Origin of the sequence: Chryseobacterium sp. 'Rf worker isolate 10' (assembly GCF_050753305.1) — a bacterium.
GTDB lineage: Bacteria > Bacteroidota > Bacteroidia > Flavobacteriales > Weeksellaceae > Chryseobacterium.
Map to the genome: position 1 here is coordinate 362349 of NZ_JBOZOF010000001.1, position 24202 is coordinate 386550.

Consider the following 24202-nt stretch of genomic DNA (forward strand, 5'->3'; position numbering starts at 1 on the left):
AAAAGATATCATAATGTAAAGAGTGGCTTTTAGCCACTCTTTTTTTGTCTACATATTGAATATAATGATGAAAATTCATAAATGTATTTTTATGTTAAATAGAAAAATTTTCTGAAGTCTATTTTAATTGTGTGGTAATTAATTTTTTGATTTACAGATATTTAATGTTTTTCAACGAATTGCGAATTAAATGTTAAAACTAAATAAACGTTTGATTATATTGTATTTTTAATGTGTTTTTATTTGTTTTTATTTATTGTTTTATGATATTTTTTAATGTTATTGTTAAAATATCAATTAATATTTATACATTTACCGCCCTAACTTTTTATTATTACTATTTATGAAGAGATTATTACTATTAAGTCTATTTTTAATAGCTTCCATTATGAATGCCCAGGTAACACTCGGCAGCGGGACGTCACAGGGCGGATATGTCCCGGTTGATGTCAACTACGGATATAATTACACACAGCAGATTTTTACTAAAAGTGAAATTAATGCAAGTGCTGCCGGTAATATTACCGGTATGAAGTTTTATGTTCCGAACAATGCTGATATTTCAAAATCAGTAGATTGGGTAGTGTATGTAGCACATACTACCAAAACTTCTTTTTCATCTACAACAGACTGGATTCCCGTATCTGGTATGACTCAGGTTTTTGCTGGTACTGTAAGTGCTTCCGGAGGAGAAGTGACTGTAAATTTTACGGTGCCTTTTGCTTATAACAATACAGATAACCTTGTGTTTGCTATAGATGAGAATACGGCTGATTATACAGCATCAACAAATAAATTCTACACCTATACCGGACCTTCCAATTCTACTTTGTATTATAGAAGTGACTCCGTGAATCCTGACCCGGCATCACCTCCAACGGGAACAAGAACAACAACAAAATCAGTTACCGGTCTGCTGGGACTTACTCCGGCAGCAGCTCCGGCTTGTCCGGCTGTTTCTGCACCTGCGGCTGCAGCTACGAATGTTTCTGTGATGCCTACAATTACCTGGGCAGCTTCCAACTATGCTTCATCCTATAAGATCAGTATCGGAACTACACCAGGGGGAACCAATGTTATGAATATGCAGGATGTTGGTATTACTAATTCTTATACTTTAACCAGTTCTTTGAGTTTTAATACTCAATATTATTATACAGTTTATGCAGTGAATTCTGCGGGTGCTTCTACAGGATGTACAGAAAGATCCTTTACAACAATGGCTACATTGGGATGTCCGTCTGTGAGTGCTCCTTCGACTGCTCAGACCGGATTACCTGTGTTAACCACTTTCTCATGGTCTGCGGTAAGCGGAGCATTAGGGTATAGATTAAGTATCGGAACTACGGCAGGTTCTTCCAATGTTTTGAGTAATTTTGATATGGGTAACGTTACTACTTATACCCTTACTGCTGCGCAGCAGTTGAACCCAACAACACAGTATTACTATACGATTACGGCTTATAATGGTGTTGTTGTATCAGCAGGTTGTACAGAAAGAAACTTTACTACTACTGTAGTACCTCCTGCAAATGATAATTGTTCAGGCGCAGTGAATTTAACAGTAAATCCTTCTTTAACTTGTATTGCGACTACTCCGGGGAATACTTTGGGAGCTACGGAGTCTATGGCTGCAGGTACTTGTTTCGGAGGCCCGAATGATGATGTTTGGTATAAATTTACTGCAACAGCAGCAAGTCATGTGATAGCGTTATCTAATATAACTTCTACAGGAACTACAACAGGAACTACAGATATGTATTTCCAGGTATTGTCAGGAAGTTGTGGTACTTTAACAAGTATATTGTGTTCCGATCCTGAAACAAATATTGTTACAGGTCTTACTCCAGGGCAGATTTATTATGTAAGAGTTTATACTTACTCTACTGCTGTTACGGCTAACGCAAGTTTTAACATCTGTGTAAGTACACCTCCGCCGCCACCGGCAAATGATGACTGTGCTAATGCAGTAGCAATTACGATCAACCCAGATACGAATTGTGGAAGTGTAACATCAGGGACGACATTAGGAGGAACAAGTTCAGGAGTTGCTCTTGGATCTTGTTCAGGAACAGCTGATGATGATGTTTGGTATAAATTTACTGCAACATCAACTGGCCATACTTTCCAGTTAAAGAATGTAGTTTCTGTTGGGACTGTTTCAACGACATCTTTGTATGCTCAGGTATTCAGTGGAGCTTGTGGAGCTTTGGTGAGTACTACATGTATCAGCTCAAATACAAACTTTACAAACTTAACAGGTCTTACAGCAGGTCAGACTTATTATGTAAGAGTGTATACATATGATGCTAATTCAGGAGCAAGTTTCTATGCTAACTCTTTTGATATCTGTATGGGAACACTTCCTGCGGCTCCTGCCAATGATGAGTGTTCAGCTGCTGTTTCTTTATCGGTAAGTCCTACATTGACATGTGCTTCCCCTGTATCCGGAACAACTTTAAGTGCAACTAACTCAGGTTTAGCGGTAAGTCCATGTACAGGTACTGCTGATGATGATGTTTGGTATAAATTTACAGCTACAGGTACTGATCATGTGGTAATGCTTTCAAATGTTACTGCAGTTGGAACTTCTACGTCTACAAATGTGTATACTCAGGTATTCAGTGGTGCTTGTGGTACTTTGACAAGTGTTAAATGTGGTACTGCGGTAAATACACCGCTTACCGGTCTTACTGCAGGTCAGACTTATTATGTTAGAGTTTATAATTCCAATACGAATGGTACTACACTGTATGCTAATAGTTTCAATATTTGTATTGGTACACCTCCGCCACCACCGGTAAATGACGATTGTGCAGGCGCTGTATCTCTTTCTGTAAGCAGTACAGATGCTTTCGTAAACCCTGTGAGTGCCTCTACAGTAAGTGCAACTCAAAGTTCAGGGGTTACAGCTCCTACATGTAGTGCAACGGGTATCAATGATGACGTTTGGTATTCATTTACTGCCACTGCAGCAACACACCTTGTACATGTATTATATACTGATAATGCAACAAGTACTCAGATTTATTCTGGAACATGTGGAGCTCTAACAGCTATGACTTGTTTTGATGGTGCTTATGGAAATTCCAGCGTATTATTACAAAACCTTGTCGTAGGACAGACATATTATGTAAGAGTGTATTCTTCTACGAGTACAGCAACTACAATATCTAATTTCCAGATTGCTGTAACTACTCCTTCACCTGTAACGAACGATACTTGTGATACAGCTACAGCGATCGCTTGTAACGGAACAGTTCAGGGAGTTAATGCACTGGCTGCTGATGAAACACTTCCTGCTTCAACATGTGGTGGTACAACTACTACTGCATCTTATAAAGGAGTTTGGTATACTGTAAAAGCTACAGAAAATGGTCCTATTACTATTGATGCTTGTGGTACGCAGTATGATGCTTATCTGAGAGTGTATACAGGTACTTGTGGTTCACTTACTTGCTTCAGTAACACTTCGGGTGTAGGGTATGCTGATGCTGGTTGTGCGGTTACTCTTTATAATGCTCCTACATTAACGTTTACAGGAGTTGCTGGTACCACTTATTATGTTCTGCTTACAGGATATGCTGCAACAAGAGTGGGTAACTACAGTATTTCAGTAACACAAGGCTGTTCAGGTCTTGCAACAGCTGAGGTTGAAAAGAAAAACAATGAGATTAAAGCTTATCCTAATCCATTTGTTGATGTTCTGAATATTTCAGATGCCGCTAAAGTAAAATCTGTTTCTGTAGTTGATGCTGCTGGAAGAGTGGTGAAAACTATTGACAATCCTTCTTCTGCACTTCAGCTTGGTGATGTGAAACAAGGAATGTATTTGGTGGTATTGAATATGAAAGATGGATCTAAACAAAGCATTAAAGCAATTAAGAGATAAAAAAAATCTTTAAAAAATATGAAATAGAGACTGCTCAAACTGGGTAGTCTCTTTTCTTTGTGAAAAAATTATCGTATTTTAAAAGAAAAGATTAATACGTTGCCATATACTGATTAAAGTATTTTTTTTGTTGATGATTTTTAACTAGATTTGAGTTACTAATAATATATTGCATGAAAAATATTTTACTTGTTGGTTTCTTAATGACTGGCTTTTTATCCTCCGCACAAACTTATTGTGTGCCCGCATTTGCTAGTGGGTGTAGTGGAGGGGATGTGATCGATACTTTTAAAATTCCGGGTGCCGGATTAGATCATCAGAATACAGGCTGTTCTGTTGGTGCGTATGGAGATTTTACTGCCATGACAATTAATCTGAATGCAGGTTTAAGTTATGATTTTACGGTTAAACATGATTACAGTGATCAAAATGTTCGCATTTGGATAGACTTTAATAATGATGGAACTTTTGATGATACATCTCCGGAGCTTGTGGCTTCTGCAAGTAGTGATTTTATAGGAGGTGCTAATGTGACTGCAGGGCAGATAACAATTCCTTCCACTGTTACTCCGGGTACTTATAGAATGAGAGTTGGAGACAGATTCTCCAGTGAACCCATTCCCTGTAATGTTGATGGGTATGGAGAAGCTCATGATTATACTGTAGTAATTGGAGCGGTTCCAACGTGTTTTGCCCCGACTGCTTTAACGGTGTCTGGAATTACTACCAATACAGCTCAGATTGTATGGACAGCTCCGGCTTCTGCTCCGGCCAGTGGCTATGAATATTATTATTCAACTTCCAGTACTTTTCCTACGGCTGCTACAGTAGCTTCTGGAACAAGTACTACACTTAATGCCAGCCTGCCTTCCACTCTTACACCAGCTACTATTTATTATGTATGGGTACGTTCTGCATGTAGTACATCAGATAAGAGTGCATGGTCTTCGGCAGCAACATTTATGACATCTTGTGTTTCTGTAGGAGTGCCATATGCATTGGATTTTGAATCTGTAACGACTCCAGATCTTCCGGGGTGTACTTCGGTAGTTAATGACGGATCAGGAAATATGTGGCAGACAGGTGATCTTGATGCCCAGGGATTTACTGGCAATGTTCTTCAGTATTCATATAATTATGCGAATAATGCAGATACGTGGTTCTTCACCAATGGAATTAACCTTACTGCAGGTGTTACGTACAGAATCAAATATAAATATGCCAATGCAGAAGGATTCGTATATGAAGAAAAACTAAAAGTGGCATATGGAACTTCAGCTACAGGGGCAGGAATGACTAACACTTTAGCGGATTATCCTAGTGTTGTTTCAAGTACGGCAACAAGTGCTTTTGTAAATTTCACACCGTCCACCACAGGAGTGTATTATTTCGGATTCCAGGCCTACTCTGATGCTAATATGAATCAACTTTACGTTGATGATATTAATATAGATGTAGCACCTGCTTGTAGTGAACCTACGGCAGTAGCTGCTTCGAACGTAACAGCGAGTGGAGCTACAGTTTCCTGGACGGCTGCTGCTCCTGTACCTGCAAATGGATATGATATCTATTACAGTACAACCAATACAGCGCCTACAGCGACAAGTACACCTAATTTTACAGGGATTACTGCAACTACCTATAATATTCCAAGTTTAGCAGCTTCCACTGCTTATTATGTATGGGTAAGATCTAAATGCAGTGTCTCCAGTACAAGCGCGTGGAGTAGTCAAGCTGCATTTACCACACTTTGTACAAGTGCAGGTGTACCTTATACCCTGGATTTTGAAAATATTACGACTCCTGATCTTCCTGGCTGTACGGGAGCAGTGAATGCAGGATCTGGAAACAACTGGGAAACAGCAGATCCACCTTCAGACAGCCAAGGCTTTACTACCAATGTGTTGAGGTATCACTATAACTCATCGAGCCCTGCCAATGCATGGTTCTATACTCAAGGATTGAGTCTTACAGCTGGAGTACAGTATACAATCAGCTATAAGTATGGTAATAACTCATCTACCTATGCAGAAAAATTAAAAGTAGCTTATGGAGCTTCTCCGGTTGCATCAGCAATGACCAATTCAGTAGCAGATTATCCTTCAATCAATGATGAAATGGCTCATACGGAATCTATAAACTTTACAGTTCCTACAACAGGAGTGTATTTCTTTGGATTTAATGCTTATTCAGATGCGGATCAATTTAATCTGTATGTTGATGATATCAGCATTAATAATGCAAACCTTGCAACAGCTGAAGTTGCTGCAGCGAAGAGCGGTATTAAAGTATATCCTAATCCATTCACGGATGTATTGAATATCTCCGACGTGAAGAATGTGAAAAATGTATCCGTAACAGATACTACAGGGAGATTAGTGAAAACAATTGCCAATCCTGAATCTACAATTCATTTAAGAGATTTGACGCAGGGTATTTATTTAGTGACTTTAGAAATGAAAGATGGATCTAAACAGACGATCAAAGCCATTAAAAAATAATTTATCACGTAAATAAAAAGAAAGAGACGGGTCATCAATGATCCGTCTCTTTTATTTTATCCTATGACATTAATACAAATTATTAGTTATTTCCATTACTCATTATTTATTAGGTACCGGCTGTATTTCTCCTTTGTTCATAAGGTCAAAAACCGTAGGGAAGAACATTGCTAATATAAAATAAACGATAATCATCAGTACTATGAGTGCAAAAAGGATGATAACTAAACTATTGGGCCTGTTTTTCTTTTGTGGTTCCATGATTTTGTGGTATTTGGTGAATAAATTTTTCTTATACCAAATATTAAGCTAATTTCTTGCCACATTTCTTGCAATACCTTGCATCATCATCAATATCTTCATTGCCACAGCGTTCACAGATCAATTCCAGATTTTGTCTCTTATTTCTCATCTCTGCTGTTACAATACCCGTAGGAACCGCAATAATGGAGTAACCGGCAAGCATCAGAATAACTGCAAAAAATTTTCCCAGCGGTGTAATAGGAGATACATCACCATATCCAACAGTAGTTACAGTTACAACCGCCCAGTAAATCGATTGAGGAATAGTCTCGAAACCCTGTCGCCCACCTTCCACCATAAACATGAGTGATCCTACAATAACCGAGAAAATAATCAGGAACAAAAGGAAAATATAAATCTTTCTCGAACTGTTTTTTAAAGCACGTACGATGAGATAACCATCATTCATGAAATCCAGCAAATTGAAAATTCTGAAGATTCTCAACATTCTCAACATTCTGAAAATAAGGAAATATTTAGTGATAGGGAAGAAAAAGCTAAGGAAAAAAGGTACCAAAGCAAGGAAATCTATAATCCCGAAAAAACTGAAAATATAATTCTTTTTATTTTTTACCACCGCGATCCGCATAGAATACTCCATAGTAAAAAAAATAGAGATCACCCATTCAATAATCAGAAAGGTGTAATGAAACCTTTTATCCAGCTGAGGTACGCTTTCCATCATGATGATAGCTGTACTTGCAAGAATCAAGGATAATAATATAATATCGAACAGTTTTCCGAGCCTCGTATCAGAGCGATAAATTATCCGGTAAAGATGTCTTTTCCAGAGTGTATCTTCAGGAATAAGATTGTGTTCTCTTTCCATGTATATAGGGTTATTTCACAACGAATTTAATGATTTCTATAAAGTATAAGGTAAATATATGATTGTTAAAAGAATTTTACAACTATTAAAATATTCTTTGGGTCTTTAGTAAAATTAATATCTTCGCTGTAACCGTAAAATATAAATTAATGAAGCTAAAAACTGTAATTGCAAAGATTGAAGAGGAAATAAGTATAAGACAGGCAGAAGATTTTGATAATGTAGGACTATTGTGTGGTGTGTATGACCGAGATGTATCCGGAATTCTGGTTTGTCATGACGCTTTGGAAAATGTTGTAGATGAGGCGATTGAAAGAAACTGCAATCTGATTGTTTGTTTTCATCCCATTATATTTTCCGGATTAAAATCTTTAACGGGGAAAAACTATGTAGAAAGATCCGTTTTAAAGGCTATTGAAAATAAAGTAGCCATCTATGCTATTCATACAGCATTTGATAATGACTTTTTTGGAGTAAACCATGGTATATGCAGCCAGTTGGGATTAAAGAATATGAAGATCCTTCAGCCGAAAGAAAATAATTTAAAACAGCTGACCGTTTTTGTACCGAAAGAATATTCAGAAAAAGTAAAAGAGGCTATGTTCTCAGCCGGAGCGGGAAGTATAGGGTTCTATGACGAGTGTAGTTTTACAGTGAACGGTAATGGAACATTCAGACCGGTAGAAGGCTCAAATCCTTTTTCCGGGCAGAAGGGAATCCGGGAAAATGCAGATGAAGATATGATTTCCGTGATTTTTGAAGGATTTAAACAAGGGCAGATTGTAGGAGCTATGAAAGCAGCACATCCTTATGAAGAAGTAGCTCATCAGGTGTACAGCCTGGATAATAAAAACCATCATGCCGGATTGGGTATGTATGGTGATCTGGAAGAGGAAATGGATGAAAAAGATTTCCTTGGGTTTGTAAAGGAAAAATTTGATCTTGAAGTGATAAAGCATTCGTCATTCAATAATAAAAAAATCAGAAGAGTAGGGGTTCTTGGAGGTTCCGGAGCCAGCGGAATACGATATGCAGCAGCCAAGAAATGTGATGCTTATCTTACCGGAGATCTTAAATACCACGACTATTTTTTAGCAGAGTCCAAAATGCTGATCTGTGATATAGGACATTATGAGTCAGAACAATTTGTTGCTCAACAATTATTTGAAATTTTATCACAAAAATTTAGTACATTTGCAATTTCAAAATCTATTGAAAAAACAAACCCAGTAAATTATTTCATTTAAATATGGCAAAAACCAACGATATTTCAGTTGAAGAAAAATTAAGAGCTTTATACGATTTACAGATCATTGATTCAAGATTGGATGAAATCCGAAATACTAGAGGAGAATTGCCAATTGAAGTTGAAGATCTTGAAATTGAGATTGAAGGTCTTGAAAAAAGAGCTGAAAAATTTCATGCTGATATCAAAGATCAGGACGATCAGATCAAAACAAAGCATGAAGTAATTAACCATGCTAAAACTTTAATTGAGAAGTACAAATCTCAGCAGGATAATGTAAGAAACAATAAAGAGTTTGAAGCATTAGGAAAAGAAATGGAATTCCAGGATCTGGAAATTCAGCTTGCTGAAAAAAGAATTAAAGAATTCGGAGCTAAAATCGCTCACAAAAACGAAACTTTAAGCGAATTGAACGCTAAGATCGACGATTTGAAAAGCCACTTGAAATTCAAGAAAGAAGAATTGGATGGTTTGATCTCTGAAACTCAGAAAGAAGAAGAATATCTTTTAGATCAGTCTAAAGAATTCGCAGGTAAAATTGATGAGAGATTACTGGCTTCTTACAACAGAATCAGAACCAACTCTATCAACGGTCTTGCAGTAGTAGGGTTAGAAAGAGGAGCTCCAAAAGGATCTTTCTTCACAATCCCGCCTCAAAAGCAAATGGAAATTGCTCAGAGAAAGAAGATCATTATTGATGAGCATTCAGGGAAAATCCTTGTTGATGACGAATTGGTAATGGAAGAAAACGAAAGAATGAAATCTGTAATTAAATTCTAATTATTGATTTTAAAACATATAAAAAGCTGTTTCAGAAATGAAACAGCTTTTTTTGTGTGTAATCAATAGGAACGGGCTTTAGTTTGTTTAAACTTTTGCGGTGTCTTTGTCATTCCGAAGGAATCTCAACATATTCTTTCAACATGGTATGAATTCCTTCGGAATGACAAAGGTTGAAATAGTTTCCTGTTGAAAAACTCAATGGAAAATAATCAATAGAAACAGGCTGTAATCCTGAGCCTGGTATAAGGGAGTCCGTTTATTCAAAAATGAAATCTCCTTATTGGTTTTAGCCAAAACCTTATAAAAAAACCGCTTCAAAATGAAGCGGTTGATATTATTTAATCCTGATGATCATACATTTTATTATACAAAGTAATAAACTTCTCTTTTACTGCTTTTCTTTTCAGTTTTAAGGTTGGAGTAAGCAATCCGCTTTCAATACTCCATACTTCAGGAGTAAGTTCAATTTTTTTGATTTTCTCCCAGTTTCCAAGATGTTCGTTGATCCCTTCAATCTCTTTTTCAATTCTTTGCTTCAGTTCAGTGCTTTTTGCAATCTCTTCCGGTGTGGAACCGATGTTCAGATTGTTTCTCAAAGCCCAGTTTTTAGCAAATTCAAAATCTGGCTGTACTAAAGCACATGGCATTTTTTCACCATCACCTACCACCATGATCTGTTCTATGAATTTTGAAGCTTTTGCTAAGTTTTCAATCGTCTGAGGAGCAATATATTTCCCACCGGATGTTTTGAACATCTCTTTCTTACGGTCGGTGATCTGTAAAAATCCGTCAGTATCGATATGTCCGATATCTCCCGTTTTGAAAAATCCATCCTCTGTAAAGGCTTCTTTCGTCATTTCTTCATTCTGGAAATATCCTTTGAATACGGATGGCCCTTTTACGGTAATCTCGCCGTCTTCCTGAATTTTAACCTTTAAATTATCCAAAGGAATACCTACAGTTCCCACTTTCATTTTATCAAAACTGTTGACAGAAATTACAGGTGAAGTTTCCGTTAAACCGTACCCTTCCAAAATAGGAATACCTGCATTTTGGAACATCAGGTTAAGTCTTGTAGACAAAGCCGCAGATCCTGAAACCAAAGTCACAATTTCTCCGCCTAAACCTTCTCTCCATTTGGAAAATACTAATTTGTCAGCAATAATTTCCTGAAGTCCGGATGGTTTGGAGATTACTTTCTTTTTACTGATTAGGTTCAAAGCCCAAAAGAATATTTTTGATTTTAATCCCCCGGCTGAAGACCCTGTATTGTAGATTTTATCATATACTTTTTCTACCAGTCTTGGTACTACGGTCATATAATGCGGCTTCACTTCTTTTACGTTTTCGCCCATTTTCTCAATGCTTTCAGCAAAATAAAGAGAAAAACCGTTGTACTGATATAGATAGAACAGCATTCTTTCAAAGATATGACAGATAGGAAGGAAGCTTAATGCTCTCGTTTCCTTATAATCAAAACTTCTTTTCTTTGGAATTCTTGGAATAGCCCCCAATACGTTTGATACGATATTGTTATGGGTAAGCATTACTCCCTTAGGTCTTCCGGTAGTTCCGGATGTATAGATAATAGTGGCAAGATCTTCCGTATTGATAGCGTTGGAAAGATCATCTACTTCAATTTGTGTAGATTCATCTTTACCCAGATCCAGGATCTCTCTCCAGTTGGCTGCTCCACTGATGTTATCAAAAGTAAAAATTCCCTGTAAGGTTGGGATATTATGCTTTACTTTCATTACCTTATTCAATAGTTCCTTATCAGAAACAAAACAGTACTGAATTTCAGCATTGTTGAAGATAAATTCATAATCTTCCGAAGAAATACTTGGATAAACCGGTACTGAAACTACTCCGATCTGGGAAAGCCCAAAATCCATAATTGCCCATTCAGTACGGGAATTAGTAGTAATCAAAGCGATCTTATCACCCGGTTTTATGCCCAGCTTCAGTAGCCCTCTGGATATCTTATTGCCCTCATTAATAAACTCCTGTGTAGAAGTTTTTTTCCATTCGCCATGATACTTTGTGACAAACATATCCGTTTTAGGATATTTTTCTAAAGCATAGTGCGGAATATCGAATAATCTCTTGATCGTCATGATTTTTTACGTAATTTATAAAGAAATTTAAATATAAGCATTTTTTTTAATTGAAAACATCTGAATGTAATAATTAGAAATTAGTTAAATGCTTACCATAATATATTGAATCAAAAAGGAGGCCGGAAGCTCTGGCAGGGGGATTTTATATTTTGAGCTGATCTTTCGCGGATGCTTATTTTTTCTGATAAATCTAATATTATTTTTATGTCTTATCACTCCCAATCCCAAAACGCGCATCTATTATCATTAAACTCCTTCTAACCTCCTTTTTCTGTACCTTTTTTAGGCTTTCAATTTAATTTTTTCAGATTTGCTTAAAAAGTGTAAATTTACGGCTATCTAATTATTTTTTTTATGGACTTTAATTTATCAGAAGAACAGCTGATGATTCAGCAGGCAGCAAGAGATTTTGCACAAAACGAACTATTACCAGGAGTGATTGAAAGAGACCGTGACCAGAAATTCCCTACAGAACAGGTGAAGAAAATGGGAGAAATGGGACTTTTAGGAATGATGGTAGATCCAAAATACGGCGGTGCAGGTATGGACAGCGTTTCTTACGTGCTGGCAATGGAGGAGATTGCAAAAATAGATGCTTCTGCAGCTGTTGTAATGTCTGTAAACAACTCATTGGTTTGTGCCGGTCTTGAAAAATTTGCTTCTGAAGAGCAAAAAGTAAAATATCTTACTCCATTGGCAAGCGGACAGGTAATCGGAGCATTTGCATTATCTGAGCCGGAAGCTGGTTCTGATGCTACTTCTCAGAAAACAACTGCTGAAGATAAGGGAGATTATTATCTTTTAAATGGTATCAAAAACTGGATCACTAATGGTGGAACAGCTACTTATTATATTGTAATTGCACAAACAGATCCTGAGAAAAAGCACAAAGGAATCAATGCTTTCATCGTAGAAAGAGGATGGGAAGGTTTCGAAATTGGTCTGAAAGAAGACAAACTAGGAATCAGAGGAAGTGATACCCACTCTTTGATCTTTAATAACGTAAAAGTTCCAAAAGAAAACAGAATCGGTGAAGACGGATTCGGATTCAACTTTGCAATGGCAGTATTGAACGGAGGAAGAATCGGGATTGCTTCTCAGGCGTTAGGGATTGCTTCCGGTGCTTACGAACTGGCATTAAAATATGCTAAAACAAGAAAAGCTTTCAAAACTGAAATCATCAATCACCAGGCTATCGCATTCAAATTAGCTGATATGGCAACTCAGATCACTGCAGCAAGAATGCTTTGCTTTAAAGCAGCATGTGAAAAAGATGCAGGAAAAGATATCTCTGAAAGCGGAGCTATGGCAAAATTATACTCTTCTCAGGTAGCAATGGATACTACTATTGAAGCAGTACAAATCCACGGTGGATACGGATATGTGAAAGAATATCACGTAGAAAGATTAATGAGAGATGCAAAAATCACTCAGATCTACGAAGGAACTTCTGAAATTCAGAAAATCGTGATCTCAAGAAGCATCGCAAAATAACATTTTATAAAACACACTACCTATGAAAAAATCTTTGTGGATCATCCTCGGTGTTGTACTACTTTTACTGGGAGTATTTGTCTGGTACAAGTATTATTTTGTTTTCGGAGAAGGAGTAAAATCAGGATATCTGAATTATGCCATGAAAAAAGGCTATGTCTTCAAAACTTATGAAGGTAAACTGATTCAGGAAGGCTTCGGAAGCGGAAAAACAGGAGCTATTACAAGCTATGAGTTTGAGTTTTCTGTAGATGACCCTGAAGTTTTCAAACAACTGGAAACCAATAGCGGAAAAACCTTTGACCTTCATTACAAAGAGTATAATGGAGCTCTTCCCTGGAGAGGAAATACAAAGTTTGTCGTAGACAAAGTAGTGAATATGAAATAAAACAAATAAGGCTCTCAATATGAGGGCCTTATTTTACACCAAATCACAAAATATTAATATATGAAATAAAAATTTCCAAACTTATTTTGAACCTTGTCTGATAACGAAGATCCATTACATTTTGCTTCTACTTAAAGTTAAGAGGAATTTTCCAAATAAGCAAACTGTTTCACTGAATGTTTGATAAAATTAAAAATAAGAATTGAACTTCAATTCTAAACCTCATTAAAAAAATATTAAAAAATCCACCCCCTGAGGATGGATTTAAATCTAGTGAGAATCGTTATTAGGAATGTTTTTATTCTTTTTTTTATAAAAATAATATCCAATACCTGCAATCAGGAATAAAGGCCATAATGGAAGAATAAACAGGAAAATAGAAGTAATCACTTCCCATCCTGATCCAATGGCCGCCAGTGATTTTCCACCGAAAGTTTTAGGCTCTGTTTCCGTTTTAGCTTTATCACTGATATTTATATTGATCGTACAGATGGTGTTGTCCATATAGTTTCGTCCTGAAACCTGAATGTCTTTTGTGTCAATATCTCCTACATTACTGTTGATTGCATCCATTAAACCATCAAAATGCTGAATGGGAACTTTGATGTCCAGGCTGTATATTTTTTGATCGTCTCCATAACGGCTGGCAGATTCCACATAAGAAAGGTTTTCACTTTTGATGTACCCGTTATTTTTGTTGGCTTCTTCCCGGATAATTTCCTTCACCGTTTCTGCATTCTCTGCTCTTATGACAAGATATCCTGATTTTACCATTTTATCTTTTGGCATATTTAGTTCATAGCTGTCATTTTTAGGCTTTTCTTTATAAATAATTTTGGTTTCTTTAATAACTTTTGGAGCCGGAGCTTTTACAGCAATTTTTTCAGATTTCTTTTCTGCTGAATCTTTTTTTTCTATTTTGGATTCCAGTTTTGTATTGGCAATTTTATCAGATAAAGAATCTACCATTTTGGAGGTTTTTTCTATTTTTTGATGAATATCGTTCTTAGTATCTTCAAAATCTTTGATTTTAATACTGGCAGAATCCATGATCTGGTTTGCTGTTTTACTGGCATTATCAATGGTTTCTGTAGCAACAGTGGCAGCGCTGTCGGCTGAATGGATTGCTTCGTGAAGTTTATCCTGTGCAATTTCTCCTTTTTTACACATAATGAAAGAGCTGGATACAGCAACAAGTAATATGAACTTTTTCATAACATTAATTTTTTTTGATGAAGTAAAATTAGAAGGGAAGTTCTTGTAAAGATTGTAAATGAAATGTATTGTGCTGGTAAAATACTAACTGTTATATTTTCAGTATTTTGTATCTGTTTTACAAATGTTTTACAAAGCGTTTTTGCGCGTATGAAGCTTTGAGGTTATTAGAAAACCCTATGTTTTTATCAAATATTTGTTCGGAAATCTAAAAATTCCTATCCTCCGGAAGGGTGGTGAAAATTCAAAGAATTTTTAACGGGGTGGTTTCACACAATATTCCATGAAAAAATCCGCAGAAATTTTCTGCGGATCTTATATTTAAAAACAATTTCGCCTTTTTGCGATGTTGTCTGTTTAGTTCTTAGTTTTCTCTGAACTCACTGATGAAGTGTAATTTCACATTCGGGAATTTTTCCTGCGTCATATGAATCGTGAAAGAAGAGTCTGCAAGGAATACCAATTGATTGTATTTATCTCTTGCCAGGAATCTCTGCTTCAATCTTGCAAATTCTTTAAACTCTTCAGATTTTTCATCTGCTTCTACCCAACATGCTTTGTGCATGGATAGAGGTTCATAAGTACATTTTGCACCATATTCATGTTCAAGACGGTATTGAATAACTTCGTACTGAAGAGCTCCCACCGTTCCAATGATCTTTCTGTTATTCATCTCAAGCGTAAATAACTGTGCAACTCCTTCATCCATCAGCTGATCAATGCCTTTTGCCAATTGTTTAGCTTTTAGAGGATCATTATTGTTGATATAACGGAAATGTTCAGGAGAGAAGCTTGGTATACCTTTGAAACTTAATTTTTCTCCACCAGTCAATGTATCACCGATTCTGAAACTTCCGGTATCATGTAAACCTACAATATCTCCAGGGAAACTTTCTTCTACTACTTCTTTTTTATCTGCAAAGAATGCATTGGGAGAAGAGAATTTCATTTTTTTACCTTCTCTTACCAATAAATAATTCTCGTTTCTCTTGAATGTTCCTGAAACAATCTTTACGAAAGCAAGTCTGTCCCTGTGCTTGGGATCCATATTCGCATGAATTTTGAAAACGAATCCTGTGAAAGTTTCTTCTTCAGGTTTTACCAGACGGGTCTCACTTTCTTTGGGCTGTGGCATTGGAGCAATATCAATGAAAGCATTCAATAATTCGCGCACTCCAAAGTTATTTAAAGCAGAACCGAAGAATACAGGCTGAAGATCACCATTCATATAATCCTCACGGTTAAATTCAGGATAAACAGATTGAATCAGATCAAGTTCTTCTCTTAAAGTTTTTGCCGCTTTTTCACCAATAACATCATCAATAGAAGTGTCATTGATGTCATCAAACTTAATAGAATCTCCAACTTTCTGTTTTTTCTCTTCTAAGAATAACTGAATATTGTCTTCCCAGATATTATAAATTCCCTGGAAATCACTTCCCATACCAATCGGTAAAGAAAGTGGACAAACTGTTAACCCCAGTTTTTGTTCTACTTCATCCAAAAGATCGAAGGCATCCTTACCTTCACGGTCTAATTTATTGATGAAAACCAACATCGGAATGTTTCTCATTCTGCAAACCTGAACCAGTTTTTCAGTTTGTTCCTCAACCCCTTTTGCAACGTCAATCACTACAATTACAGAATCTACAGCAGTTAGGGTTCTGTAGGTATCTTCAGCGAAGTCTTTGTGACCGGGAGTATCAAGAATGTTGATTTTGTGGTCTCTATATTCAAAAGCCAATACGGATGTCGCAACAGAGATCCCTCTCTGTCTTTCGATTTCCATAAAGTCGGAGGTAGCTCCTTTTTTTATTTTGTTGGATTTTACCGCACCTGCTTCCTGAATAGCCCCCCCGAAAAGAAGTAACTTTTCAGTAAGAGTTGTTTTTCCGGCATCCGGGTGGGAAATGATCCCGAAGGTCTTTCTTTTTTGTATTTCTTTGATTAAGTCTGACATATCGTATTTTGAAGTTGCAAAAATCGGGATTTTTTACGAGGTTTTCAAATAAAATATGTATTAGATCGAAGAGTTTGTAGAAGGAAAGGCTTGAAAGGAGTGGAGATTAGATTTAAATGTGGGAAATGAGAATTGAAGTAATTACGGAATAAATCTTTATTATTTATGGTTTTAATATCTGCTTATAGATTTTTTTTCATCGTAAAAAAGATATTTCGTAACAGGTGTGAATTATTTTAAAAACAGATATTGAAAATTGTGAAAATTACTTTATAATTGCACAATTAAAACACAAAATTTCAAATGATGAATAAAAATAACTTCTACAGTTTAGGAGGGAAATTATGCCTGTTTTTCTCTATTTTATTGGTGTTTTCATGCAATCGTGAAGATAATGCTTACCCAAGTTCTAAAAATAAAAATGAGACCATTCAATCTTCACCGTATAATAGTTTTATTACCTCACCAGTAGATCAATTGTATCTGCTTTGCCCGGAAGGAGATATGGTTTGTCATAATAATATGAGCTTAACCATAGCAACTGCTCAATATTTTAAATCCTTAAACCCAGGTACTGCTGCCTTAGGAAGCTATAACAATATTTTTTATACTACAAGAGACTATCTTGCAGATCATAACTTTTCTGATGAGGCTAAGTTATTTCTTTCAGATAAACTCAATTTTTTAGCAGAATGGAAGAAGCAGCAGGATAATTCAACTCCTGAAAAACAATTGGAAAATCTGGAATTTATACATTCATCATTAAAGTATTTTATTCAAAATCCAGATACAACAAACGAACAGTTTAAAGCCTTGTTTATGTAAACTTCACAAGAAAAGATAGTTTAGCCTTTATCAATTCTTAGATTCTATGATCCGGAACTTTCCGGAATGTAGAACTTATATTCATTGTATGTTATTCATGGCTGTAAACCGAAAATAAGAAATTTCTTTTTTAGTTGCCTGTAGCAGTCAAAAAAATTATCTTTGTTTCTGATAAACTTTTACAGAAAAAGGATGGAAAATAGCAAATATCCGAAGTTTACCTTCACATGGATGGGCGGTGTTACTTTGGTGGTTGGATTATTCGTGGGAACAATGGCTGTTTCCTTATTTAGCACCTTTTGGAAAGTTGTTTTCAGAGAAAATATAGAATTGAAAGACTGGTTTCTTATGGTTGCAAATTCTGTAGGATTTCTTACTGCTATTGCCTTCTTCGATTTTTTTATTGTAAGACGTACTACCCAAAAGAAGCTTAACTTCAATCTATCATCAGTTAATTTCTCTACCTATCTCCTCATTTTTCCGATGATGATGGGGATGATGTTTATTACTGAATTTATTGCCGCTCAGATTCCTACTACAGGTCCTTTTTTCGGAGCTTTCTATGAATATTTTACCCAACTGATGAGCCAGCTGACTGATAATCCGGTGGTAATGATCATTATGACCGTGATTATGGCTCCGATTTTTGAGGAAATTATATTCAGAGGAATTATCCAGAAAGGATTGATAAATAAAGGAGTAGAACCATCGAAAGCTATTTTGTATGCTTCTATTATTTTTGGGGTGGTTCACGGAAATCCTTGGCAGTTTATCAGTGCAGTGATGCTGGGCTGTGTACTGGGACTGGTATATCATAAAACAAAGTCTTTACTGATACCGATAATGCTGCATGCGTTTAATAATTTAACACTGTCGCTGTTGGTACTTTACGGTAAAGATGAAAGTTTTGCAAAGGTTCTTCATGTTTCACAATGGCTTATTCTAGTCGTTGGAATTGTACTTTTCTCTTTATTCTACTATTTGTTTATGAAAAAGTATAAAGTACATTATGCTGAAATGTAATCAACCAAAGCTAAAAAAGTAAAATTGAAAATGAATATAGAAATGGAATTATTAGTAGCTACACATAACGAACATAAAAAAGAAGAAATCCAACAGATCCTCGGGATTGATTGCGTTGTGAAGAGTCTTACCGATTATAATATTCACGAAGAAATTGTGGAAGATGGAGATTCTTTTCATGCCAATGCACTCATCAAGGCAAAATATTGTTTCGAGAAAACTGGCGTACCAAGTTTGGGAGATGACAGTGGTTTGGTAGTGGAATCTTTAGACGGAAGGCCAGGAATCTTCTCTGCCCGTTATGCCGGAGACCATGATTTTGCAAAAAATATTGAAAAGGTATTGGAAGAAATGCAGGGAATTGAAAACAGGAAAGCCTATTTTATAACAGTTCTGTGCTATTATGATGAAAACGGAGCTCAATATTTTGAAGGCAGAGTACACGGAAATTTATTGAATGAAAATAAAGGTTTCAAAGGGTTCGGATATGATCCTATTTTTGTTCCTGTAGGATATGACAGAACCTTTGCAGAAATGGAACCACAAGACAAAAATAAAATCAGTCACCGTAAACAGGCATTAGACTTATTTATGGATTTTTTAAAAGTGACTGATTAGGTTTAAATATTAAAGGTAAAATACCTATTTAGATTTTCTGTCGTACATTTGTTATAATAAATTATTGATTTGAGTACTTATTTAACAATATTAGGCTTTAACTCCGCTATTCCAACCATCAACACATCACCAACAGCACAGCTGCTGGAAATGGAAGAAAGACTCTTCCTTATTGATTGTGGAGAGGGTACGCAGGTACAGTTGAGAAAAGCAAAAGCAAGATTTTCAAAGATCAATCATATTTTTATTTCCCATCTTCATGGGGATCATTGTTTCGGACTTCCGGGGCTTATAGCTTCTTTTCGTCTTTTAGGAAGAGATATGCCTTTGCATGTTTATGGTCCTAAAGGAATTAAGAAGATGCTGGAAACCATTTTTCAGATTACGGAAACCCACCGTGGTTTTGAAGTGGTTTATCATGAGCTGGATAAAGATTATTCTGAAAAAATATATGAGGACAATAGAGTAGAAGTATATACTATTCCGTTGGATCACAGGATTTACTGTAACGGTTATCTGTTTAAAGAAAAGCCCAAAGACAGGCATCTTAATATGAAAGAGATAGCCAAGTACAGCGAGATTGAAACCTGTGATTATCACAATATAAAAGCAGGAAAAGACTTTGTATTGAGTGACGGCTACGTTCTTAAAAATGAAATTTTGACGCTTGAGCCTGCTCCGTCGGTATCTTATGCGTTTTGCAGCGATACCCGTTATCTTGAAAGTGTAATTCCGATTATTAAAAATGTAACGGTTCTTTATCATGAGTCAACATTTTTACATGATCTGAAGGAAATGGCTGATTATACAGGTCATACCACAGCATTGGAAGCAGCAACTATTGCACAAAAAGCACAGGTTGAAAAACTGATTTTAGGACATTTTTCCAACAGATATGGAGATCTGACCGTATTTACCGATGAAGCCAGAGAAATTTTCCCCAATACATTTTTACCAAAAGCATTAGAAAGTGTAAAGATTTAAAACAAATATGCTGAAATTTGAAGAACTGAGAGATTTTCTCAACGAAAAGGCAGATCAGTACAATGCACCCGATTTTATTGAAAATGATCCTATACAGATTCCGCATCGTTTTTCTTTAAAACAGGACATCGAAATTGCAGGATTTCTGGCAGCCACCATCTCTTGGGGAAACAGGAAATCGATCATAAATTCCGCAGATAAAATGTTGGATATTATGGGAAATTCTCCCTATGATTTTGTGATGAATTATTCAGAGAAGGATCTAGAAACCATTCAGGATAAAAGTATTCACCGAACGTTTAATGGACAGGATTTTTCCTATTTCATCAGACAGTTCAATAGAATTTATAAAGAAAATGAAAGCCTGGAAAATTTATTTGAAGTAAAAAAGACAGAAAATAATTTTCTCCACGCCATAGAACGATTCAGAAATGGGTTTCTGGAAACAGAAAAACACAGAAGCCATAAACACATCAGTTCGCCTTACAAAAATTCTTCTGCCAAAAGAATTATCATGTTTTTGAGGTGGATGGTGCGTAAAGATAAGCGGGGGGTAGACTTTGGAATCTGGGAAAATATAGATCAGAAGAACCTTTCTATTCCTTTGGATGTTCATACCGGAAATATTTCCAGAAAACTGGGACTGGTTTCCAGAACACAGAATGACTGGAAAACTGTGGAAGAGCTGGATATTGCCATTAGAAAATTTGATGAAAAAGACCCTGCAAAGTATGATTTTGCATTGTTTGGATTAGGAGTAACCAAAGAACTGTTGTAAAAAGATAAAGGATGAAAAAATATAACGAAAAAGCAGAAGTTCTTGAAAAAATAGCAGACAGTATTACCTCATGGATAGGATCTATTCAGTCCCTGATCGTACATACTTTATTATTTCTTACTTCGTTTTTGCTTCCGATGCTGAATATTGTTGATTTTGACAAAATGCTTCTGATTCTTACGACGGTGCTCTCTCTGGAAGCTATTTATCTGGCTATTTTCATTCAGATGTCTGTCAATAAAAGTCATGAGAAAATTGATGATATCCAGGAAGATATTGAAGACATTCAGGAAGATATCGAAGAAATCAGTGAGGATATTGAAGAGATTAGTGAAGACATTGAAGAGATCAATGAGGATATAGAAGATATCCAGGAAGATATTGAGGAGATCAGCGAAGATATTGAAGAAATTAATGAAGACGAAGATGAAGAAGATCACAATGAAAGAGCAAAAAATGTAATATTGAAGAGTAATGTAAACTCCAACAAGAACGAAATAAAAGCCTTAAAAGATATTATCTCTCAGCTGCAAGGCGAGATTGATCAATTGAAAAAAGATGATAAATAGCCGGAATATTGGCAAAGAAAATATAAGAACAGATCAATACTTTTGATCTGTTTTTTTATAAATGAATTTTCAGGTTAAATAATTTATGGAAAATGTAATAATAAGGAAAATTCATTGTGAATGTAGATGTTGAATGAGAAAATAGTGATATTTTATAGTGGTTTAGTACAATTATTTTTGCTACATTTGAACAAATGAAAACAAAATGTTAATCTATAGACTAAAAAACTATTTTTTCCTTTTTTCTTTTTTATTGATTTCTGTTTCTGCATTTTCTCAAACGAGACCAGTCAGAAAATCCGAGAAGATAAAGCCATCTGCCGCCGCTCTTAGGGCTGGAGCATTCATAGATGTAAATGTACCTCCTTATACACCTTCAAATTATACACCCGAGCAATTGGTTAAGAATATTTTGATTAATGGGGGAACCAACTGTACAACAGCCAATGTTACCAATGTTACAGTATCTCCCAATCATGATGTGACAAACAACAACAGATTTTGGGGATATTTTCATAAAGGGACTACAAATTTCCCTTTTACTGATGGTATTGTCCTGACTACAGGATATGCTTCAGAAGCTGGTAACAATTATGTAGCTGCAGTTGGACAATCGGTAGGAACAGGAAGTGATGCAGACCTTGTTACAGCTACCGGAGCTACGGTGAGTTTAACAGATGCTGTAGCACTTGAATTCGATTTCGTCCCGAATTCCAATCAGGTAAAATTTAATTACATATTCGTTTCAGACGAATATACTTCCAATTATCCTTGTACAGGATATTCCGATGCGTTTGCCCTTTTACTAAAGAAAGTAGGAGACCCTACCTATACTAACCTTGCGATACTGCCGGGTGGTGCCGGACCTGTAAGTGCAACCAATATTGTTCCCGCAGGAAATGGATTCAGCTGTGGACCCATCAATGCAGGGTATTTTGGAGCGCTGGCAAATCCGCACTTAGTTATTAATTATTTCGGAAGAACAACACCTTTAACCGCTATTGCAGATGTAATTCCAGGACAGACTTACCATTTTAAAATGGTATTGGCTGATGCAAAAGATCCTTCCCATGACTCTGCAGTGTTCTTAGAAGGGGGATCTTTTGATGTAGGAATTAAAATTGTGGATGAAGCGGGAGTTGTTTTACCAGGCAGCATCAATATGTGTGATAATACACCAAAACAATTGAAAGCTCAGGTAGCAGCTATTCCGGGAATGACTTATCAATGGTATAAAGATGGAGTGGCTATTCCGGGTGCAACCAGTGCAGTCTATATTGCTAACCAACCGGGCGTATATACTGTAAAAGTAATGGTTCCAGGAAATCAGTGTCCTAGCGAAGCAACCATTACCATTATCGGAGGAACAAGCCCAACAGTACAGAATGCTGAGCTTAAGCTTTGTACAACACCTACGGTTACTACCTTTAATTTAGAAACAGCAAAACCTTTGATCAGTACAACGCAGGGAGCGGTATTTCGTTTCTATGCCAACCAGGCTGATGCACAGGCTCAGAATAACAGTTATATTACCAATCTGACCAATTACACTGGGACAGACGGACAAATATTATATGTACTGGTTTCCAATGGAGCTTTTTGTAGTAAAATAGCAACCTTAACTCTAAGAAAAGAAGAAACACCTACAGCTTTAGTGACAGCTCCGAGATTAAAAATCTGTGCCGGGGAATCTGTATTATTAACGGCTACGGGTGGGGTAACCTATCAATGGAGTGATTCTGCAGGTACTACAGGAGGAATAAGAACGGTAAGCCCTACTCAGACCACTACCTATACAGTATATGCTATCGGAGCACAGGGGTGTAAATCTCTTCAGCCTGCACGTATTACAATTGAAGTAGTACCAGCTATTGTTTCCAACTTAAAAGGCGGTCATATCTGTCAGGGTGATAAAATTATCTTAGATGCAGGTTCAGGACCCAATTATACTTATCAGTGGAGTAGCGGAGAAACAAGCCAAAGCATTACAGTAGGAACTCCGGGAGAATATTCAGTAATAATAAGTAATGGAGTGTGTTCTAAAGAGTTCAAAACACAAGTTATTAAAGCGGTAATTCCTGAAGTAATAAAAGTGGATTATAACGATAAGGGAACAATGATCCTTACTGCAAATAATCCAAGTAACGGTATATTGGAATATTCAGTAGATAATGGAGTTACATGGCAATCTTCAAATGTATTTAATAATGTACCTAAAAATAAAGTCATTGCCATTAGAGTAAGAGTGAAATTTACAAGTTGTGTAGGCTTCCTTGAGTTTTTTACATTCGTGATGAAAAACGTTATTACGCCAAACGGAGATAATGTTAATGATATTATTGATTTCAGTGGAGTAGTTAATTATAAAGATTTCAGCGGACAAGTGTTTGACCGATACGGAAGAGAAGTCTTCAAAGCAACGAAGATAACACCATATTGGGACGGATATTTCCAGGGTAAAAAACTTCCTACTTCTACTTACTGGTATCAGGTAACCTTCGAAGATCCTGCAAGCAAGGAGATAACCGTGAAAACCGGATGGATACTTCTTAAAAATATAGAATAATTTAAACCATATTAAATGATAATAGAAAGACTGGCTGTTTTGGTCAGTCTTTTTTTATTATTTTAAAATAAACAAAGTTGATATCCTAACATAAATAAATTTGCGTTA

General features: G+C 36.2%; 18 protein-coding genes. 13 read left to right on the top strand and 5 right to left on the bottom strand.

The genetic code is table 11. The features are described 5' to 3' along the window. The first annotated feature begins 343 nt into the window (after positions 1–343). Complete coding sequence (locus LKL37_RS01640) at positions 344–3892, top strand: T9SS type A sorting domain-containing protein (protein ID WP_431608840.1); 3549 nt, start codon at positions 344–346, stop codon at positions 3890–3892. Positions 3893–4065: 173 nt separating this feature from the next. Then, a complete protein-coding gene (locus LKL37_RS01645) occupies positions 4066–6393 on the top strand; it encodes a GEVED domain-containing protein (RefSeq protein WP_431608841.1) in 2328 nt (775 codons plus the stop codon). Positions 6394–6495: 102 nt separating this feature from the next. On the opposite strand, the gene LKL37_RS01650 is transcribed toward LKL37_RS01645, so the two are convergent. Both LKL37_RS01650 and LKL37_RS01655 read right to left on the bottom strand, forming a co-directional pair. After that, positions 6496–6654, bottom strand: coding sequence for a hypothetical protein (locus LKL37_RS01650; protein WP_431608842.1), 159 nt, complete (start codon positions 6652–6654; stop codon positions 6496–6498). 43 nt (positions 6655–6697) lie between these two features. Next, positions 6698–7525: an ion transporter gene (locus tag LKL37_RS01655; RefSeq protein ID WP_431608843.1), complete on the bottom strand. Its 828-nt coding sequence runs from the start codon at positions 7523–7525 to the stop codon at positions 6698–6700. A gap of 149 nt (positions 7526–7674) precedes the next feature. Between LKL37_RS01655 and LKL37_RS01660 the strand changes: the two genes are divergently transcribed. After that, complete coding sequence (locus LKL37_RS01660) at positions 7675–8772, top strand: Nif3-like dinuclear metal center hexameric protein (protein WP_431608844.1); 1098 nt, start codon at positions 7675–7677, stop codon at positions 8770–8772. Between the two features lie 2 nt (positions 8773–8774). Beyond that, positions 8775–9551, top strand: coding sequence for a zinc ribbon domain-containing protein (locus LKL37_RS01665; RefSeq protein WP_431608845.1), 777 nt, complete (start codon positions 8775–8777; stop codon positions 9549–9551). 341 nt (positions 9552–9892) lie between these two features. Here LKL37_RS01665 and LKL37_RS01670 read toward each other — a convergent pair whose 3' ends face one another. Beyond that, positions 9893–11671, bottom strand: a complete 1779-nt coding sequence (locus tag LKL37_RS01670; RefSeq protein WP_431608846.1) for an AMP-dependent synthetase/ligase — start codon at positions 11669–11671, stop codon at positions 9893–9895. Between the two features lie 357 nt (positions 11672–12028). Here LKL37_RS01670 and LKL37_RS01675 point away from each other — a divergent pair, with 357 nt between their 5' ends. Next, a complete protein-coding gene (locus tag LKL37_RS01675) occupies positions 12029–13168 on the top strand; it encodes an acyl-CoA dehydrogenase (protein ID WP_115928109.1) in 1140 nt (379 codons plus the stop codon). A gap of 22 nt (positions 13169–13190) precedes the next feature. Then, on the top strand, positions 13191–13556 hold the full coding sequence (locus LKL37_RS01680) for a hypothetical protein (protein WP_431608847.1): 366 nt from the start codon (positions 13191–13193) through the stop codon (positions 13554–13556). Between the two features lie 270 nt (positions 13557–13826). Here the strand turns inward: LKL37_RS01680 and LKL37_RS01685 are convergent, their stop codons facing one another. Both LKL37_RS01685 and LKL37_RS01690 read right to left on the bottom strand, forming a co-directional pair. Beyond that, positions 13827–14771, bottom strand: a complete 945-nt coding sequence (locus tag LKL37_RS01685; RefSeq protein WP_431608848.1) for a DUF4349 domain-containing protein — start codon at positions 14769–14771, stop codon at positions 13827–13829. Between the two features lie 364 nt (positions 14772–15135). Beyond that, positions 15136–16731, bottom strand: coding sequence for a peptide chain release factor 3 (locus tag LKL37_RS01690; RefSeq protein WP_431608849.1), 1596 nt, complete (start codon positions 16729–16731; stop codon positions 15136–15138). Between the two features lie 306 nt (positions 16732–17037). On the opposite strand from LKL37_RS01690, the gene LKL37_RS01695 reads away from it, so the two are divergent. The 7 genes from LKL37_RS01695 (at position 17038) to LKL37_RS01725 (ending at position 24094) form a co-directional block, all read left to right on the top strand. Next, complete coding sequence (locus tag LKL37_RS01695) at positions 17038–17556, top strand: hypothetical protein (protein WP_431608850.1); 519 nt, start codon at positions 17038–17040, stop codon at positions 17554–17556. 192 nt (positions 17557–17748) lie between these two features. Then, positions 17749–18579: a CPBP family intramembrane glutamic endopeptidase gene (locus LKL37_RS01700; protein WP_431608851.1), complete on the top strand. Its 831-nt coding sequence runs from the start codon at positions 17749–17751 to the stop codon at positions 18577–18579. 42 nt (positions 18580–18621) lie between these two features. Then, positions 18622–19197: an RdgB/HAM1 family non-canonical purine NTP pyrophosphatase gene (gene rdgB, locus LKL37_RS01705; protein ID WP_431608853.1), complete on the top strand. Its 576-nt coding sequence runs from the start codon at positions 18622–18624 to the stop codon at positions 19195–19197. A 69-nt stretch (positions 19198–19266) separates the two neighbouring features. Next, positions 19267–20181, top strand: a complete 915-nt coding sequence (locus LKL37_RS01710) for a ribonuclease Z (protein ID WP_431608854.1) — start codon at positions 19267–19269, stop codon at positions 20179–20181. 7 nt (positions 20182–20188) lie between these two features. Then, positions 20189–20959, top strand: coding sequence for a TIGR02757 family protein (locus LKL37_RS01715; protein ID WP_431608855.1), 771 nt, complete (start codon positions 20189–20191; stop codon positions 20957–20959). Positions 20960–20970: 11 nt separating this feature from the next. Beyond that, positions 20971–21528 (top strand): DUF1003 domain-containing protein, encoded by a 558-nt coding sequence (locus tag LKL37_RS01720; protein ID WP_431608856.1) that lies wholly within the window; start codon positions 20971–20973, stop codon positions 21526–21528. Positions 21529–21733: 205 nt separating this feature from the next. Beyond that, complete coding sequence (locus tag LKL37_RS01725) at positions 21734–24094, top strand: choice-of-anchor L domain-containing protein (protein ID WP_431608857.1); 2361 nt, start codon at positions 21734–21736, stop codon at positions 24092–24094. Positions 24095–24202 lie beyond the last annotated feature (108 nt).

What these genes read in the sequence shown, in the direction of transcription:
- LKL37_RS01640 (WP_431608840.1), top strand. Translation starts at nt 344, where the DNA reads ATGAAGAGATTATTACTATTAAGTCTATTTTTAATAGCTTCCATTATG.
- LKL37_RS01645 (WP_431608841.1), top strand. Translation starts at nt 4,066, where the DNA reads ATGAAAAATATTTTACTTGTTGGTTTCTTAATGACTGGCTTTTTATCC.
- LKL37_RS01650 (WP_431608842.1), bottom strand. Translation starts at nt 6,654, where the DNA reads ATGGAACCACAAAAGAAAAACAGGCCCAATAGTTTAGTTATCATCCTT.
- LKL37_RS01655 (WP_431608843.1), bottom strand. Translation starts at nt 7,525, where the DNA reads ATGGAAAGAGAACACAATCTTATTCCTGAAGATACACTCTGGAAAAGA.
- LKL37_RS01660 (WP_431608844.1), top strand. Translation starts at nt 7,675, where the DNA reads ATGAAGCTAAAAACTGTAATTGCAAAGATTGAAGAGGAAATAAGTATA.
- LKL37_RS01665 (WP_431608845.1), top strand. Translation starts at nt 8,775, where the DNA reads ATGGCAAAAACCAACGATATTTCAGTTGAAGAAAAATTAAGAGCTTTA.
- LKL37_RS01670 (WP_431608846.1), bottom strand. Translation starts at nt 11,671, where the DNA reads ATGACGATCAAGAGATTATTCGATATTCCGCACTATGCTTTAGAAAAA.
- LKL37_RS01675 (WP_115928109.1), top strand. Translation starts at nt 12,029, where the DNA reads ATGGACTTTAATTTATCAGAAGAACAGCTGATGATTCAGCAGGCAGCA.
- LKL37_RS01680 (WP_431608847.1), top strand. Translation starts at nt 13,191, where the DNA reads ATGAAAAAATCTTTGTGGATCATCCTCGGTGTTGTACTACTTTTACTG.
- LKL37_RS01685 (WP_431608848.1), bottom strand. Translation starts at nt 14,771, where the DNA reads ATGAAAAAGTTCATATTACTTGTTGCTGTATCCAGCTCTTTCATTATG.
- LKL37_RS01690 (WP_431608849.1), bottom strand. Translation starts at nt 16,731, where the DNA reads ATGTCAGACTTAATCAAAGAAATACAAAAAAGAAAGACCTTCGGGATC.
- LKL37_RS01695 (WP_431608850.1), top strand. Translation starts at nt 17,038, where the DNA reads ATGAATAAAAATAACTTCTACAGTTTAGGAGGGAAATTATGCCTGTTT.
- LKL37_RS01700 (WP_431608851.1), top strand. Translation starts at nt 17,749, where the DNA reads ATGGAAAATAGCAAATATCCGAAGTTTACCTTCACATGGATGGGCGGT.
- rdgB (WP_431608853.1), top strand. Translation starts at nt 18,622, where the DNA reads ATGGAATTATTAGTAGCTACACATAACGAACATAAAAAAGAAGAAATC.
- LKL37_RS01715 (WP_431608855.1), top strand. Translation starts at nt 20,189, where the DNA reads ATGCTGAAATTTGAAGAACTGAGAGATTTTCTCAACGAAAAGGCAGAT.
- LKL37_RS01720 (WP_431608856.1), top strand. Translation starts at nt 20,971, where the DNA reads ATGAAAAAATATAACGAAAAAGCAGAAGTTCTTGAAAAAATAGCAGAC.
- LKL37_RS01725 (WP_431608857.1), top strand. Translation starts at nt 21,734, where the DNA reads ATGTTAATCTATAGACTAAAAAACTATTTTTTCCTTTTTTCTTTTTTA.